Source organism: Campylobacter corcagiensis (assembly GCF_013201645.1).
GTDB classification, from domain to species: domain Bacteria; phylum Campylobacterota; class Campylobacteria; order Campylobacterales; family Campylobacteraceae; genus Campylobacter_B; species Campylobacter_B corcagiensis.
This window is the reverse complement of sequence record NZ_CP053842.1, coordinates 1,103,945-1,119,845: the sequence shown is the minus strand read 5'-3', so window position 1 is coordinate 1,119,845 and position 15,901 is coordinate 1,103,945. Positions and strand designations below refer to the sequence as shown.

Genomic DNA, 15,901 nt, shown 5'->3' with positions numbered 1-15,901 from the left:
TTGTAACTATTTGTAAACTTTTGATCTAAGACTAATGGCTTTAAATTCTTATGAATTTTCATAAATTTAACATATTTTAACTTAGCTTTGTTACAATTATCCATTTTTAAATCAAGGAGATTTATGTATCTTTTTACATCTGAAGTTGTAAGTCCAGGTCATCCTGATAAATGTGCTGATATAATAGCTGATACTATAGTTGATACTGTTTTAATGAGAGATAAAGATGCTAGGATTGCAAGTGAAGTTTTTATAGCGGGTAAAAATATCGTCATAGGGGGCGAAATAAAATCAAGCGTAGAATTTAGTCACAAAGACTACGAGAATATGGTAAAAACCGCTCTAAAACATATCGGTTATAATGGCAATCCAAATTTTACAAAAGAGCAGTGTCTTCATCCTGATGATATCGAAGTTCATGTATTTTTAAATGAACAAAGTAGTGACATATCTCAAGGTGTGGATCAAAGCGATGGCGAGATAGGAGCAGGCGATCAAGGTATAATGTTTGGCTTTGCTTCAAATGAAACCAAAAATTACATGCCAGCAGCCATTACTTATGCAAGAGTTTTGTGTGATAAAGTCTATAAATTTGCAAAGAAAAATCCTGATATGTTTGGTGTAGATATCAAAACTCAAGTTACATTAGATTATGGAGATAAGGATGGCTTTGAGAGTTGTGAACCAAAAAGCATTCACACTATAGTTGTATCTGTACCAAGTGTAGAGAGCATGTCAATAGAAAAAGTTAGAGAGGTTGTGGGCGAGTTAATTGATAATGCGGGACTTCCAAAACATCTTTATAATAAAGAAAAAACTATTATTTATATAAATCCAACAGGACGCTATGTAAATCACTCAAGCCTTCATGATAGTGGTTTAACTGGTAGAAAATTAATAGTTGATAGTTTTGGTGGGTATTCGCCAATCGGTGGTGGTGCTCAATCTAGTAAAGACTATACAAAAGTAGATAGAAGCGGGCTTTATGCAGCTAGATGGATAGCTAAAAATATCGTCGCTTCAGGGCTTGCTAAAAAGTGTATCGTTCAGCTAAGTTATGCTATTGGTGTTGCAAAACCAACAAGCGTGAGTGTAGATACAATGGGAACTCATGTTAAGGGCGTAGATGATGATAAACTTTCAAATTTTGTAACTGAAAATTTTGCACTTACTCCAAAATGGATAACTAATAAATTTGGACTTGACTCACCTAGCAAAGATACATTTCTTTATGCAAAAGTAGCAGCTAAAGGTCAAGTTGGAGATCCTAGCTATCCATGGGAAGCACTTGATAGTGTAGAGCTTTTCAAAAAGCTTTTATAAATTTCAAATTTAGCACAAATTTATGCTTTTGTGCTAAATTTCTTTACAACCTTTTTAATCCACGCTCTTTTTGGTTTAATTATCTCGCTTTTACTTGCATTTACGCTGTGATATACAGTGGTGCAGTGTTTTGTGGCGAAGTATCTTATAAAAAGGCTTTGGAAATTTGGCTCAGTTGATGGAACAAACCAGCCATTATTTGAGATAGCTACCATTATGTTAGGATTTTTTTTATAAATTTCAGGACGAGTTGCTTCGTAGCAGATCGCATTTCTAATCTTAACTCCTGAAATTTCAAACTCGCTATAACTGCTAGCTTTGCTAAAGTCAGTTCCGCCATCAAAAAATGTATCATTGATGAAATTTTTAACTAAATTTGGAAGTGGAATTTCTTCGCCAACAGGAACTAATACATGCTTATCAAAACGGCTCATTTTACCGTTTTGAAAAAGATAGCTTGAGTTGTATTGCTTGCCATCTTCATAAGCGGTAGAACCTAGTAAAATAGTAATTTTATTAGATATGTTTTTTAAAATTTCAACTAAATTTTCATCTAAATTTAGATAAGTTGTAATAGCGCTTTCTGGAAAAATAACAAATTCATAACCCTCATTTATCGCTATTTGGCTTTGCTTTAGCACATCTTTTACTTGAGGCATAACCATATCTTTTTGCCATTTTATGCTTTGTGGGATATTAGTCGTGATAAGCTTTGTTTTAAGTGGGATGTAATTTACTTCACACTCTTTTATTTGAAGTCCTAAAAAAAGCACTAAAAGGCTTAATAAAACTCTAAATTTTGCTATTTTTATAAAAACAATTATGCTTAATAAAATAGCCCCAAGTCCTCTTAAATTTGGCTCAAAAATTCCATAAATCAAAGTTAGTTCTAAATTTAGCCAGTTGAAATTTAGCGGATAAAAATAACTCACTCCTAAAAGTAAAATAGCCCTTATGTAAACGCTTTTAAACCACCCAATAGCTAAAAAAATAAGCCCATAAATTACGCCAAAAATTAAAATCTCAAAAGGGATTAAATAGCTAGCTTGCGCAAATCTTAAGCTAAAACTAACCCAGTAAAACCAAAAAATTCCTATAAAAAAACCGGTATGAAAAAACTCAAAACGGTTTGATCTTATCAGTATAAAAAGTGCAAAAATTACTAAAAATGGTGAGATAAATTCAAAAACTAAATTTTCAAAATAGCTTACAAAAATAAAATTTGATAAAAAAAGAGCTAAACAAAAGCCTTTTATAATCTCATTTGTGGTAAAATATCTCCTTATAAAATTTTTCACAAAGGATTTACATGGAACAAGGGAGTATGATAGGTTCATTTTTACCTCTAATATTTTTCTTTTTAATTTTTTACTTTTTGCTTATTAGGCCACAGCAAAAGCAAGCAAAAGCGCACGCTTTAATGCTTTCAGAGCTTCAAAAAGGAGACAAAATAATCTCAACAGGCGGACTAAAATGCACAATTGTAAAAGTTGAAGATGATTTTATCACAGTTAAACTTAATGACGAGGTAATGGTTGAGCTTTTAAAATCAAATGTAGCTAGAAAACTAGAAAAAATAGAAAATAGCGTAGAGAAAAAAGATAAGAAGTAACTATGGCCAAAATCGTTCAAAAGCAAAAAAGGATGAACTTTAAGCTTATAGTGCTTATTGTGACTTTCATCTTTTCTGTAGTTTTTTCTATCCCATCTTTTTTGCAACTAGAAAAAGGGGCTAAGATAAACTTAGGACTTGACCTTCAAGGCGGTCTTCATATGGTGCTAAATGTTAAGCTTGAAGAGGCGATAAGCTCAAAGATAAAATCAGTCGCAGCAAGTCTTAGTTATTCAGCTAAAAAAGATGACCTTTTATACTCAAATTTTGCTATTCATGATAAAGATTTTGAGTTTGAGATACTTGACCCTGATGAAGCACCTAAATTTGATGCGATACTTGCTAAAATTCCAGGACTTAACATTACTAAAAATGGTAACACTTGGATAGTTTCTCTAACTGAATCTGAAGCAGCCGCAACTAAAGAGTACGCTATAGATCAGGCTGTTGAGACTATTAGAAATAGAATTGATCAGTTTGGATTAAGTGAACCAACTGTTGCAAGGCAGGGAAAAGAGGACATTTTAGTTGAAATTCCAGGAGTAAAAAGTGCTGAAGATAAGCAAAGAGCAAAAGATCTTATAGGCTCATCAGCACACCTTCAACTTATGGCAGTTGATAGCAAAAGACAAGATAGAGCTCAAAGCATGAGTGATGCAGAGGCTGCTAAATATGGCGATATTTTGCTTGAAGATGCAAAAGTAGAAGGATATAAATACGCAATAAATCAAATTCCAGTTTTAGATGGAAATATGATAGTTGATGCAAGAGTTGCTTTTGATCCAAATAATAATCAGCCAATCATCAACTTTACTTTAAATTCTGAAGGAGCTGCGATATTTGGTGATTTTACTGGGGCAAATGTTGGTGAAAGACTAGCTATTGTTCTTGATAATAAGGTCTATTCTGCACCTAATATCAACGAAAGAATTGGTGGTGGTAGTGGACAAATAAGTGGTGGTTTTACTCCACAAGAGGCTCATGACGTTGCTATTGCTTTAAGAAGTGGGGCACTTTTGGCTCCTGTTGTTTTAGGTGAAGAAAGAAGTATAGGACCAAGCCTAGGAGCTGAAAGTATTGCACAAAGTACATTTGCGCTTTTTTTAGCTGGAGCTTTGGTTATTATATTTATGATGGTTTATTACGGTCTTGCTGGAATCATAGCTAATATTGCTCTTATTATAAATATTTTATTTTTGGTTGCTATTATGGCGCTATTTGGAGCGACCCTAACTCTTCCTGGAATGGCTGGAATAGTCCTAACAGTTGGAATGGCAGTAGATGCAAATGTTATCATAAATGAGCGTATTAGAGAGGCTTTAAGGCAGGGAAATTCTGTTAGGGTGAGCATTAAAAAAGGTTATGAAAATGCAATGAGTGCGATTATTGACTCAAACCTTACAAGTCTTATAACTTCAGTTGCCTTGTATGCGTATGGAACAGGTCCTGTTAAGGGATTTGCTGTAACTATGGGTATAGGAATTATCGCTTCTATGATAACAGCAATAGTAGGAACACACGGAATTTTTGACTTTTTAACACCTAATATAGAAAAGAGTAAAAATGCAAAACTTTGGTTTGGCTATAAGTTAGAAGGGAGCAAATAATGCAGATATTTGATAAAGGCAAAATTTATGATTTCATGGGCGTTAGGCACCTGTTTTTAGCTATTTCTGCTATTTTATTTGTTGGTTCAATCGTACTTTTATCTACTTGGGGACTTAAATTTGGTATAGATTTTTCAGGTGGAACACTTATTCAAGTTAAGTATGATAAAGCTGCTCCACTTGATGATATAAGAAAAAGGCTTGATAAAGCAGGCATTGAAGGTGCTAGCGTAACTGAATTTGGAAGCAATGAAGAGGTTACTATAAGATACTCAAGCTCAAATGAGTCTTTGGGGAGCGATGTTGGAGCTGGTATAGCTGAAATTTTAGATGGTAGTGGAAATTTCGAAGTTAGAAAAGTTGATGTTGTTGGTCCAAAGGTAGGAGAAGAGCTTAAAAAAAGCGGTCTTATGGCTATAATAGTATCTTTGGCTGGAATTTTAATATATATAGCAGTTAGGTTTGAGTGGAGATTTGCTTTGGCTGCGATTGCTTCTGAAATTCACGATGTTATAATAACTATGGGTTTTATATCTTTAATGCAAATAGATGTGAATTTGGATACTTTAGCAGCAATACTGACGGTTATTGGATACTCGTTAAATGATACTATTATTGTTTTTGATAGGGTTAGAGAAGGGGTTCAAGAAAGTAAAGAAAACAAACTCACAGCTGTTATTAACGAAGCTGTTTCAAGAACTCTCTCAAGAACCATACTTACTTCGCTAACTACACTTATTGCGGTATTTGTGCTATTTTTCTATGGTGGAGATATGATTCATGATTTCTCATCAATTATGGTTGTTGGAGTTGTTGTTGGAACATTTAGTTCGGTTTTCATAGCAGCACAAGCTCTTATTTGGTTAAGATTTAGTATAGAGCACTATAGAGCAGACTTAGCTGAGAAAAAGCGTCTTAAAAAAGAGAAAGAGAAGATGCGAGCAATGTATGAAAAGGGTATAGTGTGAACTGGGGTAGAGTAGTTCATATATTTTTTACTCTTATGAGTTTTACTACTATAGCTGGGTATTTTTATGCACCATCAGCTATTGCTCTTTTTGTAGCTGCTAGTATAAATTTGATCTCAACTTTGCTAAAAGTAGGAGTTAGAAATGTCTTATCAACTGAACTTTTTACTAGTTCAGTTGTAGCTGATATGCATTTAATACCAGCTTTTATTATATATATTGTTTACCCAGAAAAGACTGATATTATGTATTCGCTTATGATAGGTGCATTTTTATGTAACCTTTTTTCAATAGTTTTAACCATAGTTGAAGCTGCAAAATATAAAGATGAATTTTAGGAGAAGAAATGTCGTATAACCCAAAAGAGATTGAAGCAAAATGGCAAAAAATTTGGCAAGAAAAACAAGAATTTGAGCCACTTGATGATTATACTTTACCTAAAAAATATATCCTTAGTATGTTTCCATACCCAAGTGGTAGAATTCACATGGGGCATGTTAGAAACTATACTATAGGTGATGCAATGGCTAGGTATTACCGTAAAAATGGCTACAATGTCCTTCATCCAATAGGCTTTGATAGCTTTGGTATGCCAGCAGAAAATGCCGCTATAAAGCATAAAATTCATCCTAAAAAATGGACTTATGAAAATATAGAGTATATGGTAAAAGAGCTTGATAGTTTAGGGCTATCTTTTTCTAAAAGGCGTATGTTAGCCACTTCTGATCCACTTTATACTAAGTGGGAACAAGAGTTTTTTATAAAAATGTATGAAGCTGGGCTTATATATAGAAAAAGTGCCATTGTAAACTGGTGTGAAAATGATCAAACCGTTTTAGCAAACGAACAAGTTGAAGATGGTAAGTGCTGGAGATGTGGACATGAGGTCGTACAAAAAGATATGCCAGGATACTATCTAAGGATTACTAAATACGCGAATGAACTTTTAGATGATTTAGAGGGGCTAAAAGATAGTTGGCCTTCACAAGTTATAACCATGCAAGAAAACTGGATAGGAAGAAGTGATGGACTAGAGTTTAGCTTTAAATTTGATGATGAAAGCAAAGAAAAGCTTGATGGAATACCTGGATTTAAGGTTTTTACAACTAGACCTGATACTATTTATGGTATGAGCTATACAGCTTTAGCGCCAGAACACAGCGTAGTAAAAAAGCTTCTTGATAAAGAATTGCTTGATCCTAAAACCGAAGATAAAGTTAGAGAAATTTTAAATCAAAGCCCAAGAGAGAGACAAGAAAGTGATAAAGATGGAGTATTTTTAGGACTTTATGTAATACATCCATTAACAAATAAAAAAATTCCAGTTTGGCTTGCAAATTTTGTTCTTGTAGAGTATGGAGATGGCGCTGTTATGGCTGTGCCTGCTCATGATGAAAGAGATCATGAATTTGCTAGTAAATTTAATCTTGATATTAAACAAAGCATTAAATTAAAAGGCGATAATAGCCCTTATAATGGCGAATTTTTAGATATACAAAGCGGTGGAGAGCTTATAAATTCAGGAGAATGTAGCGGACTTGATAATGTAGTGGCAAAAGAGAAAATCACTTCTAAATTTGAAGAGATGGGCATAGGTAAAAAAGTTACAAACTATAGACTTAGAGATTGGGGGGTAAGCCGTCAAAGATATTGGGGAGCACCAATTCCAATGATTTATTGTAACGATTGTGGATTAGTTCCTGAAAGTTTAGAAAACTTGCCTGTAACTTTGCCTGAAGATATTGAAATTACAGGTGAAGGTAACCCGTTAGATAAACATCCAACTTGGAAGCGTTGTGTTTGTCCAAAATGCGGCAAGGTGGCAAGAAGAGAGAGTGATACTTTAGATACATTTTTCCAAAGTAGTTGGTATTTTGCTAGGTTTGCAAGTGATGAGAAAACATGGGACAAAACTGCTTTTGATGAAAAAAGTGTTAATTACTGGATGAGTGTTGATCAATACATTGGTGGTATTGAACATGCTATTTTACACCTTTTATATGCTAGGTTTTTTCAAAAAGCATTAAGAGATTTAGGTTATTTAAGAGATAGTGAGCCATTTAAAAATTTACTAACTCAAGGTATGGTTTTAAAAGATGGTGCAAAAATGAGTAAAAGCAAAGGCAACACCGTCGATCCTGATGAACTTATAAGCAGTTTTGGTGCTGATACAGCTAGGCTTTTTATTCTGTTTGCTGCACCGCCTATGAAAGAGCTTGAGTGGAATGATAGTGCAGTTGAGGGAGCTTATAAATTTATAAACCGTCTTTTTGACAGAAGTGAAAATGCCTATAAAACCAACACTATTCCTATTATAAATCATGCTGGTTTAACTAAGGATGAGAAGTATGCAAGGCTTAAGGTATATGAAGCTTTAGTTAGAGCAAATGATGTTTATACTAAAACTTTTACCTTTAACACTCTTATTGCAGGGTGCATGGAAGCACTAAATGCCCTAAATGCTCAATATAATAAAGATGTGCTAACTGAGGGTTTTTGGATTATACTAAATCTGCTTGAGCCTATTATTCCACATATTGCAAATGAGCTAAGTCAAAAACTTTTTAATAGAGAAAATTTTAAAGATATAAAAGTACTTGATGAGGTTTTTGTAAAAGATAGTATAAATTTAGCAGTAACTGTTAATGGTAAAAAAAGAGCTGAGATAGAAGTTGATACAAATTTAAGCAAAGATCAAATTTTAACCGCTGGAAAAGATGCAGTAGCTAAGTGGCTAGATGGCAAAGAGATTATAAAAGAGATCTATGTAAAAGATAAGCTTATAAATCTGGTGATAAAATGAGAAAGCTAATTCTAACAGCAATCTTTGCTATTTTTATTATAGGTTGTGGATACTCGCCAATTGCTAGAGTAACTGAGAGCGTTTTGGGTAGAAGTGTTTTTGTTGATGTTGCTATGAGTAAAACAGACCCGCAAAATACTGTAGCGATAAAAGATGCTGTTAGAGAAGGCGTTGTTAACCGCCTTCACAGAGCTCTTAGCAGTAAAGAAAATGCAGATACAAAGATATTTGTAAGTATTTCATCGCTTGATTTTTCAGCTTTAACTTATGATAAATTTGGCTATATCACATCTTATAGAGCAAATTTAAATCTAAATTTTAAAACAGAACTAAAAGATGGTAGAATTTTAAATATAAGTAGCAGCGGCGATCATGATTTTAGAGTTACAAGGTTGGTAAAAAGTAGCCGTGATACGAGTTCAGTTATTAGCGATCAAGAAAGATATGATGCTATTCAAAACGCTTCAACTCAAGCTTTTGATGAGTTTATAGCAGCTTTAGCTGTGCAAGGATATAAAACTGAAATTAAGTGAGTATCTAAAAAACAAACCCATTTTTTATAAAAAAATCGACTTTGAGCGTTTTCCAAAAGCTTATAATAGCATTAAAGACGCTCTTAAAATACCACCTATTATCCACATAGTTGGCACAAATGGTAAAGGCTCAACAGGGCGCTTTTTAGCTCAAATTTTAGAGTTAAATGGCTTTAGCGTTGGACACTTTACAAGCCCGCATATTTTTGAATTTAGAGAAAGATTTTATAAAAACGGAGATATTGTGAGTAATGATGAGCTAGAAAATGCTCACCAAATTTTACAAAACTTGCTTGCTTTAGAGTTTAAAGACTCTCTTAGTTACTTTGAGTATGCTACTTTATTAGCGGCTATTTTATTTCAAAACTGTGATTATGCTATCTTTGAAGCTGGCATGGGTGGTGAGTATGATAGCACAAATTCATTTCCTAAAATTTTATCTCTTTTTACCCCAATCTCGCTAGATCACACTGAAATTTTAGGTGATAGTATAGAAAAAATAAGCAAAACTAAGCTAAATGCCATGAGTAAGACTGCTATTTTAAATGATGATATGAATGAAATTTCAATTAATATCGCAAAAGATATAGCCGTTAAAAAGGGTGCAAATTTAAGCTTAGCAAGTGAGAATTTAACCACTCTTGATAAAGAGAAAATTTCAAAGTATTTAAGAACTTTTACTCTTCCAAAATTTCTTATATCAAATTTAACCTTAGCTTGTGCTGCTGTAAAATCTCTAAATTTAGAGCTAAATTTAAGCGGTCTTGGTAAGCTAAATTTAAGAGGTAGACAAGAGCAAATTTTACCAAATTTAACCGTTGATGTAGGGCATAATGAAGATGCAGCAAGAGCAGTTTTAGAAGAGTTTAAAGGTAAAAAAATAACACTTATTTACAACGCTTTTAAAGATAAAAATTACACTAAAATTTTAGCCATTTTAAAGCCTATTATAAAAGAGGTTAAAATTTACTGTTACAAAAGCGAATTTAGAGAGCTTGCAACTGATGATATTTTTAATGTGTGTGAGAATTTGGGTATAAAATGCTCAAAATTTAGCTCTTTAAATAGTGATGAAAATTTCTTAGTTTTTGGTTCATTTATGCTAGTGGAGGAGTTTTTAAAAAATGAAAACCTATGTTAGCATAACTGACAGTAGTGGCAATAAAAAGTATGAGTTTTCTCCAAATTTTAGGCGAAATTTACTGCTTGGAGCTGTTTTTTTAGTCTCTATTTTTTTACTACTTTTGCTTTCAAATTTGAGTTTAAAACTTAAAAATAGTGATCTAGAAGATATACTTCAAAAAATTTATGCTCAAAATTTAGAGCTTAGAAACTCAAATGAAGAGCTCTTAAAAGCAAGAAATGATTTAACAAAAGAGCTTGATAAAAGCGGTGAAGAGCTTAGTAACTTAGAGCTTATGGCAGCTCTTCAAGAGACAAATTTAAAAGAGCAAAAACAAAATGGAAGTCTGAATTTAAGCTCAAATTTAAGCCTTAAATTTAAAAAAGTTATACCAAGTGGTTGGCCTGTACAAAATAGAGGAGTTACTGATAGTTATGGTGAGCGGATTCACCCAGTAAGCCGTGTTAAAAGGCTTCATCACGGCATTGATTTAAGAGCAAGTGTTGGCACTCCAGCTTATGCTACGGCTGATGGTTTTGTTAAATTTAGTGGAGATTCTGGTACAGGTTATGGCAAACTTGTAAGTATAGCTCACAACTTTGGCTTTGAGACACGATATGCCCATATGGAAAATGTAGATGTTGTTCGCATGGGTCAGTGGGTAAAAAAAGGCGATCTTATCGGCTATACGGGCAATACCGGACTTAGCACAGGCCCACATCTTCATTACGAAGTAAGGTTTTTAGATCATAGCTTAGATCCTATAAATTTTATGGAGCAAACAGGGCTTTTTTATAAAGAGAGAAAAGTGCCTTGGAATGCCACTGCTAAAGCAATTGAGGATTTTTAATAAGGTAGTACATGCAAGCAAAAGTTTATGAGTTTTTTTTAAAAAACTCAAGAGATATCTTAATATGCGAAAATGATAAACAAGCAGATATTTGTCAAAATGTGACTAAATTTTTAGGTTTTGAGACCTTTGTTTTGCCTGATTTTAGGGCAGAATATGGTGAGGATTTAAGAAGTTATTATGATGAATTGGTTGGTATAAGTAAAGAACTAGCCGGTTTTCACGCTTCAAAAAGTAGAAAAAAAATTCTTATATCTCCATATAGAACCATAAAACACAAACTTCCTACTAAAAAGCACTTAGCAACTAAGAGTTTAAATTTTGGCGATAAGATAGATTTAAATGAGTTAAAAGATGAGATTTTACGCTTTGGATATGAGATAGTTGATATCGTAGAGATGCAAGGTGAGGCAAGTTTTAGGGGCGATATTATTGATATTTTTCCTGTAAATAGCCAAAGTGCTTTTAGAATTTTGCTTGAATTTGATGAGATTGAAAGCATTAAAGAATTTGACACAAGCACTCAGCTAAGTAGCTCTGATGAGCTTGAAAGCATCAATATCACGCCATTTATCGCAGCTTTATCAAAAAAAGAGCATGATGATACACTTCGTAAAGTAGAGGGCTTTGAGAGCTCCTCGCTTTTAGCCGATATGACAACTCTTGGGTTTTGGGTTATAGATGATTTTATAGATTATTTAAGTGAGTATTCAAGTATTTCAACTTTCGCATTTGATGAGAGTTTAGAGGTTTTAGATGAGCCAAAAATTTACCGCGATTTAGAAGTAACTTTTACTCCAGAACTTCTTAGTTTTCACAGCGAAAAAAATATTAAAATTTTAGCTAGAAATGAGAGTATTTTTAGAAGTTATGGCTTAGAAAACAAAGAAAATTTAGAGCTTATTACAAGCGAACTTATTGTAAATTTAATAAGTTCCAAAGAACTTATCATCTCTTTAAATAAAACCCTGCCTAAAAAGCGTAAAAAACGCCCAAATATCATCATAGATGAGCTAAAAGAGGGCGATTATGTAGTTCATGAAGAGTATGGTATAGGTAAATTTTTAGGACTTGAAAAGGTTAAAGTTTTAGGTAGCCAAAGGGAATTTGTAACGCTTTTATACCTTGGTGGAGATAAGCTTTTACTTCCTGTTGAAAATTTAAGCGTGATAGATCGCTATATAGCAAGTGGTGGAGTAGCAAGCTTAGATAAGCTAGGAAAAGGTAGCTTTGCTAAGATAAAAGAAAAAGTTAGAGTTAAGCTATTTGCTATTGCAAATGAGATTATAAATCTTGCTGCTAAACGCTCACTTATAAAGGGTAAAGAAATTTACTATAACGGTGAGGATTATGCTAAATTTGTAAGTTCTGCTGGATTTGAATTTACTGATGATCAAGTAAAAGCGATAAATGATATAAGAGATGATTTAAAAAGTGGCAAAGTAATGGAGCGTCTTTTAAGTGGCGATGTTGGATTTGGCAAGACTGAAGTTGCGATGAATGCTATTTTTTGGGCTGTAAAGTGTGGCTATCAAGTGCTATTTTTTGTACCAACCACTCTTCTTTCATCTCAACACTTCACAACCTTAAATGAACGCTTTAGAGGGTATGATATTCCTGTTTATAGATATGATAGATTTACAACTACTCAGGCTAAAAATGCACTTAAAACCGAGCTTTTAAAAAAAACGCCTTTAGTTTGTGTAGGCACTCACGCACTTTTAAATTTAAGTGCTGAAAATGTTGGGCTTGTTATAATCGATGAAGAGCATAAATTTGGTGTTAAACAGAAAGAAAAACTAAAAGAGATATCAGCAAATTCTCACATTTTAAGTATGAGTGCTACGCCAATACCAAGAAGTTTAAATATGGCACTTAGTAGCATAAAAAGCTACTCAACGCTTACAACTCCACCAAAAGAGCGTGAAGATGTTAGAACAAGTGTAAAAGAGTGGGATCCAAAAATAGTTAAAGAAGCCATTACTAGGGAGCTAAGAAGAGGTGGGCAGGTCTTTTATGTCCATAATCATATCGCAAGTATGAGCTCGGCTAAAAAAGAAATTTTAGAAATTTTACCAAATTTAAAGATTCTTACACTCCACTCAAAGATTGATGAAAAAACAACCGAAGAAGAGTTGGTAAAATTTATGAGTGGTGAGTATGATCTACTACTTTGTACAAGTATCGTTGAGAGTGGCATACATATGCCAAATGTAAATACCATTTTAATTGATTCTAGCCAGCGTTTTGGTATAGCTGATTTGCACCAGCTTCGTGGCAGGGTTGGTAGAGGTTCAAGACAGGGGTATTGTTACTTTTTTGTTGAAGATAAAAACGCCCTAAGTAAGGATGCTATAAAGCGTCTTGTTGCACTTGAGAGCAACTCATTTTTAGGATCGGGTTCAGTTTTAGCTTATCATGATTTAGAGATTAGAGGTGGTGGAAATTTAGTAGGTGAGGCTCAAAGCGGGCATATAGAGGCTATTGGCTACTCACTTTATCTTAGAATGCTTGAAGAGGCTATAAACTCACTTCTTAGTAAAGGCAAGGAAGAAGCGGTTAAAATTGTGGATATGAAGCTAAATGTTACAGCGTTTATAAATAGTGATTATATAAGAGAAGATAGGCTTAGGCTTGATCTTTATAGGCGTCTTAGTAAGGCTGATGAGGCAAGTGAAATTTATCAAATTTCAAGCGAGATGGAAGATAGGTTTGGAAAACTTGATAGATATACTAAACAGTTTTTAGATCTTATGATAATAAGAGTTTTAGCTATTAAAGCAGGATTTAAACTCATCTCAAATTTTGAGATGAATATAAGCTTAGTAAAAGATGGTGGCGAAAAAGTTTTGCTAAAATCAAGAAGCAAAGATGACGATGATATTTTAGCAACGATTTTGGAGTTTTTAAGGAGCAAAAAGTGATAAAATGGAGCGAATTTAACGCAGCAATTTGGCGAAAAGATGGCTTAAAAGGCGTGATTGATGTGGATTATGTAGATATTAACTCTCTTGTTGGTTTAGAAAAACAAAAAAGCCAGTTAGTTAATAACACGCTAAATTTTATAGAAGGAAAAGGCTTTAACCACGCACTTTTGTGGGGACATAAAGGTTGTGGCAAATCAAGTCTTGTAAAGGCTGTTTTTACCAAATTTGTTGATAGAAATCTTCGCATTATAGAAATAGGTGTTAATGACTTAGAGAATTTACCTGAAATTTTAGATAAAATTCGCCCCTTAAAAGAGTATAAATTTATTATATTTTGTGATGATTTAAGCTTTGATAGTGGCGATAGAAGTTATAAATTCCTAAAACCACTGCTTGAAGGAAGTATAGAAAAACCACCACGAAATGCAGTACTTTATGCTACATCAAACAGACGCCACTTAGTAACTGAAAGCTTAGAAGATAATGCCATTCATGCTAGAGAAGAAATTGATGAAAAGCTTTCATTAAGTGAGCGATTTGGGCTTTGGATAAGCTTTTATGAGGGAAGTTTTAATGAGTATCTTTCTATAGTAGATGAGTATTTTAAGGACTTTAAAGGGGATAAAGAACTACTTCATATTAAAGCTAGGCAGTATGCGATGCTTAGAGCTAGTAGAAGCGGTAGGATAGCACGGCAGTTTTATGAGCGTTATAAGGATGAGTTTTGAGATTTGGTTTTATAGGTGATGTAGTTGGTCGCCCAGGTAGACAGATGCTAGAGCAATATGTTAAGGTTTATAAAGATAAATTTCAGCTTGATTTTGTAGTGGCAAATTGTGAAAATGCAAGTGGAGGTTTTGGATTAAGTTCTACAAATGCTTTGGAAATTTTTGATTATGGAGTGGATGGTATAACTGGTGGAAATCATAGCTTTGATAAAAAAGATATAATTCCACTTATGGAAAAAATGCCAATAATTAGGCCATTTAACCATTATGACGCACCAGGAAGCGGTGTTTTAAATTTAGAAAAAAATGGCGAAAATTTAAGCATTATAAATATGCTAGGAATAATGGGATCAAACATCGCTAAAAATGCTTTTTTAGTAACAAATGAGGCTTTAAAGCTATGTAAAAGCAAAAATATCTTAATTGATTTTCATGGTCAAATGACAAGTGAAAAAATGGCTTATATGTGGGAATTCAAAGGCAAAGTTTCAGCGATTTTTGGAACTCACACTCATGTTGGAACTGATGATTTAAAGATAGAGTTGGGTACATCTTATGTAAGCGATGCTGGACTTGTAGGAGCTAGGCAGGGCGTTATAGGAATGGATGGTGATATCTCTGTGGCTGGATTTAAAAGTGGACTAAAACAATCTTTTAAAGTAAACAACACATATAAAAAAATTTTCCAAATGATAATTGTAGAGGTTTTAGATGGCAAGTCTAGTGATGTTTTTAAGGTAAAAGTCATAGACGACCAAGAGATTATAACAAGGGGCTACATTGAACGCTAAAGAGCTGTTTGAGTTAATAAAAAGTGAGATTTTTTTACCAAATTTTACTGAATTTGAGTGGTTTTTGTTTGTAATTGTTTCAAATAATACAAAATTTGAAAAATCTATAAAAGGGATGGAGTCTTTAAAAAGTGGTGGAATTTTAGAATTTGAAAATTTAGTTAACATAGATCAAAATAGTTTAGAAGAGCTTATAAAGCCGAGTGGATTTTATAAAACTAAGGCTAAAACATTGTTAAATTTATCTAGTGAAATTTTAAAAAACTTTGGAAAATTTGAGAGCTTTACTAAAAATTTAGATATGGAGTGGCTTTATAGTATAAAAGGCGTTGGACTTGAGAGTGCTGATTTGATAGCTTTGCTAGTTTCGAAGCGAGATATCATGCCAGTTAGCACAGATGCTCTTAAAATTTTAGGCTTTTTAGGATATGAATTTGAGAGCTATTTCGAAGCTAGAGAGTGGCTTGATTTGGGTGATTATAGTAAGAATTTAGAATTTTACTTTAACATAAAAGAATTTGTTAAAAAGCACTTTAAAGGAAGAGAAATCCTACAAAGTGGGGCTGAAATTTTAAAAAATTTATAGCGTTATAATAAGCTAGACTTAGCTATCTCTTAAAGCTTAAAAACTATCTT

14 protein-coding genes are annotated in these 15,901 nt (G+C 33.3%); 13 read left to right on the top strand and 1 reads right to left on the bottom strand.

Features of this window, described 5'->3' with window-relative positions; translation table 11 throughout:
- Positions 1–123 precede the first annotated feature (123 nt).
- The gene (metK, locus tag CCORG_RS05805; protein WP_025803792.1) at positions 124–1,323 is read left to right on the top strand and encodes a methionine adenosyltransferase; all 1,200 of its coding nucleotides are present in this window, start codon (positions 124–126) and stop codon (positions 1,321–1,323) included.
- A gap of 20 nt (positions 1,324–1,343) precedes the next feature.
- Here metK and CCORG_RS05800 read toward each other — a convergent pair whose 3' ends face one another.
- Positions 1,344–2,621, bottom strand: a complete 1,278-nt coding sequence (locus tag CCORG_RS05800) for an apolipoprotein N-acyltransferase (protein WP_034971811.1) — start codon at positions 2,619–2,621, stop codon at positions 1,344–1,346.
- A gap of 11 nt (positions 2,622–2,632) precedes the next feature.
- On the opposite strand from CCORG_RS05800, the gene yajC reads away from it, so the two are divergent.
- Genes yajC through CCORG_RS05740 form a run of 12 tightly spaced genes read left to right on the top strand, consistent with a single transcriptional unit; the run spans position 2,633 to position 15,851 of the window.
- A complete protein-coding gene (gene yajC / locus CCORG_RS05795; RefSeq protein WP_025803790.1) occupies positions 2,633–2,935 on the top strand; it encodes a preprotein translocase subunit YajC in 303 nt (100 codons plus the stop codon).
- Positions 2,936–2,967: 32 nt separating this feature from the next.
- Positions 2,968–4,542, top strand: coding sequence for a protein translocase subunit SecD (gene secD, locus CCORG_RS05790; RefSeq protein WP_081755104.1), 1,575 nt, complete (start codon positions 2,968–2,970; stop codon positions 4,540–4,542).
- Positions 4,542–5,510: a protein translocase subunit SecF gene (gene secF / locus CCORG_RS05785; protein WP_025803788.1), complete on the top strand. Its 969-nt coding sequence runs from the start codon at positions 4,542–4,544 to the stop codon at positions 5,508–5,510. Before secD ends, secF begins: the two co-directional genes overlap by 1 nt.
- Positions 5,507–5,848: a DUF6394 family protein gene (locus tag CCORG_RS05780; protein WP_025803787.1), complete on the top strand. Its 342-nt coding sequence runs from the start codon at positions 5,507–5,509 to the stop codon at positions 5,846–5,848. The genes secF and CCORG_RS05780 overlap by 4 nt, the downstream gene beginning before the upstream one ends.
- Positions 5,849–5,856: 8 nt before the next feature.
- The gene (gene leuS, locus CCORG_RS05775; RefSeq protein ID WP_025803786.1) at positions 5,857–8,313 is read left to right on the top strand and encodes a leucine--tRNA ligase; all 2,457 of its coding nucleotides are present in this window, start codon (positions 5,857–5,859) and stop codon (positions 8,311–8,313) included.
- Entirely contained in the window at positions 8,310–8,846 is a 537-nt protein-coding gene (gene lptE / locus CCORG_RS05770) for an LPS assembly lipoprotein LptE (protein ID WP_025803785.1), read from the top strand. The genes leuS and lptE overlap by 4 nt, the downstream gene beginning before the upstream one ends.
- A complete protein-coding gene (locus CCORG_RS05765) occupies positions 8,833–9,987 on the top strand; it encodes a Mur ligase family protein (protein WP_025803784.1) in 1,155 nt (384 codons plus the stop codon). The genes lptE and CCORG_RS05765 overlap by 14 nt, the downstream gene beginning before the upstream one ends.
- Complete coding sequence (locus CCORG_RS05760; protein WP_025803783.1) at positions 9,971–10,819, top strand: M23 family metallopeptidase; 849 nt, start codon at positions 9,971–9,973, stop codon at positions 10,817–10,819. Before CCORG_RS05765 ends, CCORG_RS05760 begins: the two co-directional genes overlap by 17 nt.
- Positions 10,820–10,830: 11 nt before the next feature.
- Positions 10,831–13,743 carry a transcription-repair coupling factor gene (gene mfd / locus CCORG_RS05755; RefSeq protein ID WP_025803782.1) on the top strand — a complete coding sequence of 971 codons (2,913 nt, stop codon included), beginning with the start codon at positions 10,831–10,833 and terminating at the stop codon, positions 13,741–13,743.
- Positions 13,740–14,474 (top strand): ATP-binding protein, encoded by a 735-nt coding sequence (locus tag CCORG_RS05750; protein ID WP_034971809.1) that lies wholly within the window; start codon positions 13,740–13,742, stop codon positions 14,472–14,474. The genes mfd and CCORG_RS05750 overlap by 4 nt, the downstream gene beginning before the upstream one ends.
- A complete protein-coding gene (locus tag CCORG_RS05745; RefSeq protein ID WP_025803780.1) occupies positions 14,471–15,265 on the top strand; it encodes a TIGR00282 family metallophosphoesterase in 795 nt (264 codons plus the stop codon). Before CCORG_RS05750 ends, CCORG_RS05745 begins: the two co-directional genes overlap by 4 nt.
- The gene (locus CCORG_RS05740) at positions 15,255–15,851 is read left to right on the top strand and encodes a hypothetical protein (protein ID WP_025803779.1); all 597 of its coding nucleotides are present in this window, start codon (positions 15,255–15,257) and stop codon (positions 15,849–15,851) included. Before CCORG_RS05745 ends, CCORG_RS05740 begins: the two co-directional genes overlap by 11 nt.
- Positions 15,852–15,901 lie beyond the last annotated feature (50 nt).

Excerpts from the sequence above, each read along its gene's own strand:
- yajC (WP_025803790.1), top strand. The coding sequence starts at position 2,633 with ATGGAACAAGGGAGTATGATAGGTTCATTTTTACCTCTAATATTTTTC.
- metK (WP_025803792.1), top strand. The coding sequence starts at position 124 with ATGTATCTTTTTACATCTGAAGTTGTAAGTCCAGGTCATCCTGATAAA.
- mfd (WP_025803782.1), top strand. The coding sequence starts at position 10,831 with ATGCAAGCAAAAGTTTATGAGTTTTTTTTAAAAAACTCAAGAGATATC.
- lptE (WP_025803785.1), top strand. The coding sequence starts at position 8,310 with ATGAGAAAGCTAATTCTAACAGCAATCTTTGCTATTTTTATTATAGGT.
- secF (WP_025803788.1), top strand. The coding sequence starts at position 4,542 with ATGCAGATATTTGATAAAGGCAAAATTTATGATTTCATGGGCGTTAGG.
- secD (WP_081755104.1), top strand. The coding sequence starts at position 2,968 with ATGAACTTTAAGCTTATAGTGCTTATTGTGACTTTCATCTTTTCTGTA.
- CCORG_RS05760 (WP_025803783.1), top strand. The coding sequence starts at position 9,971 with ATGAAAACCTATGTTAGCATAACTGACAGTAGTGGCAATAAAAAGTAT.
- leuS (WP_025803786.1), top strand. The coding sequence starts at position 5,857 with ATGTCGTATAACCCAAAAGAGATTGAAGCAAAATGGCAAAAAATTTGG.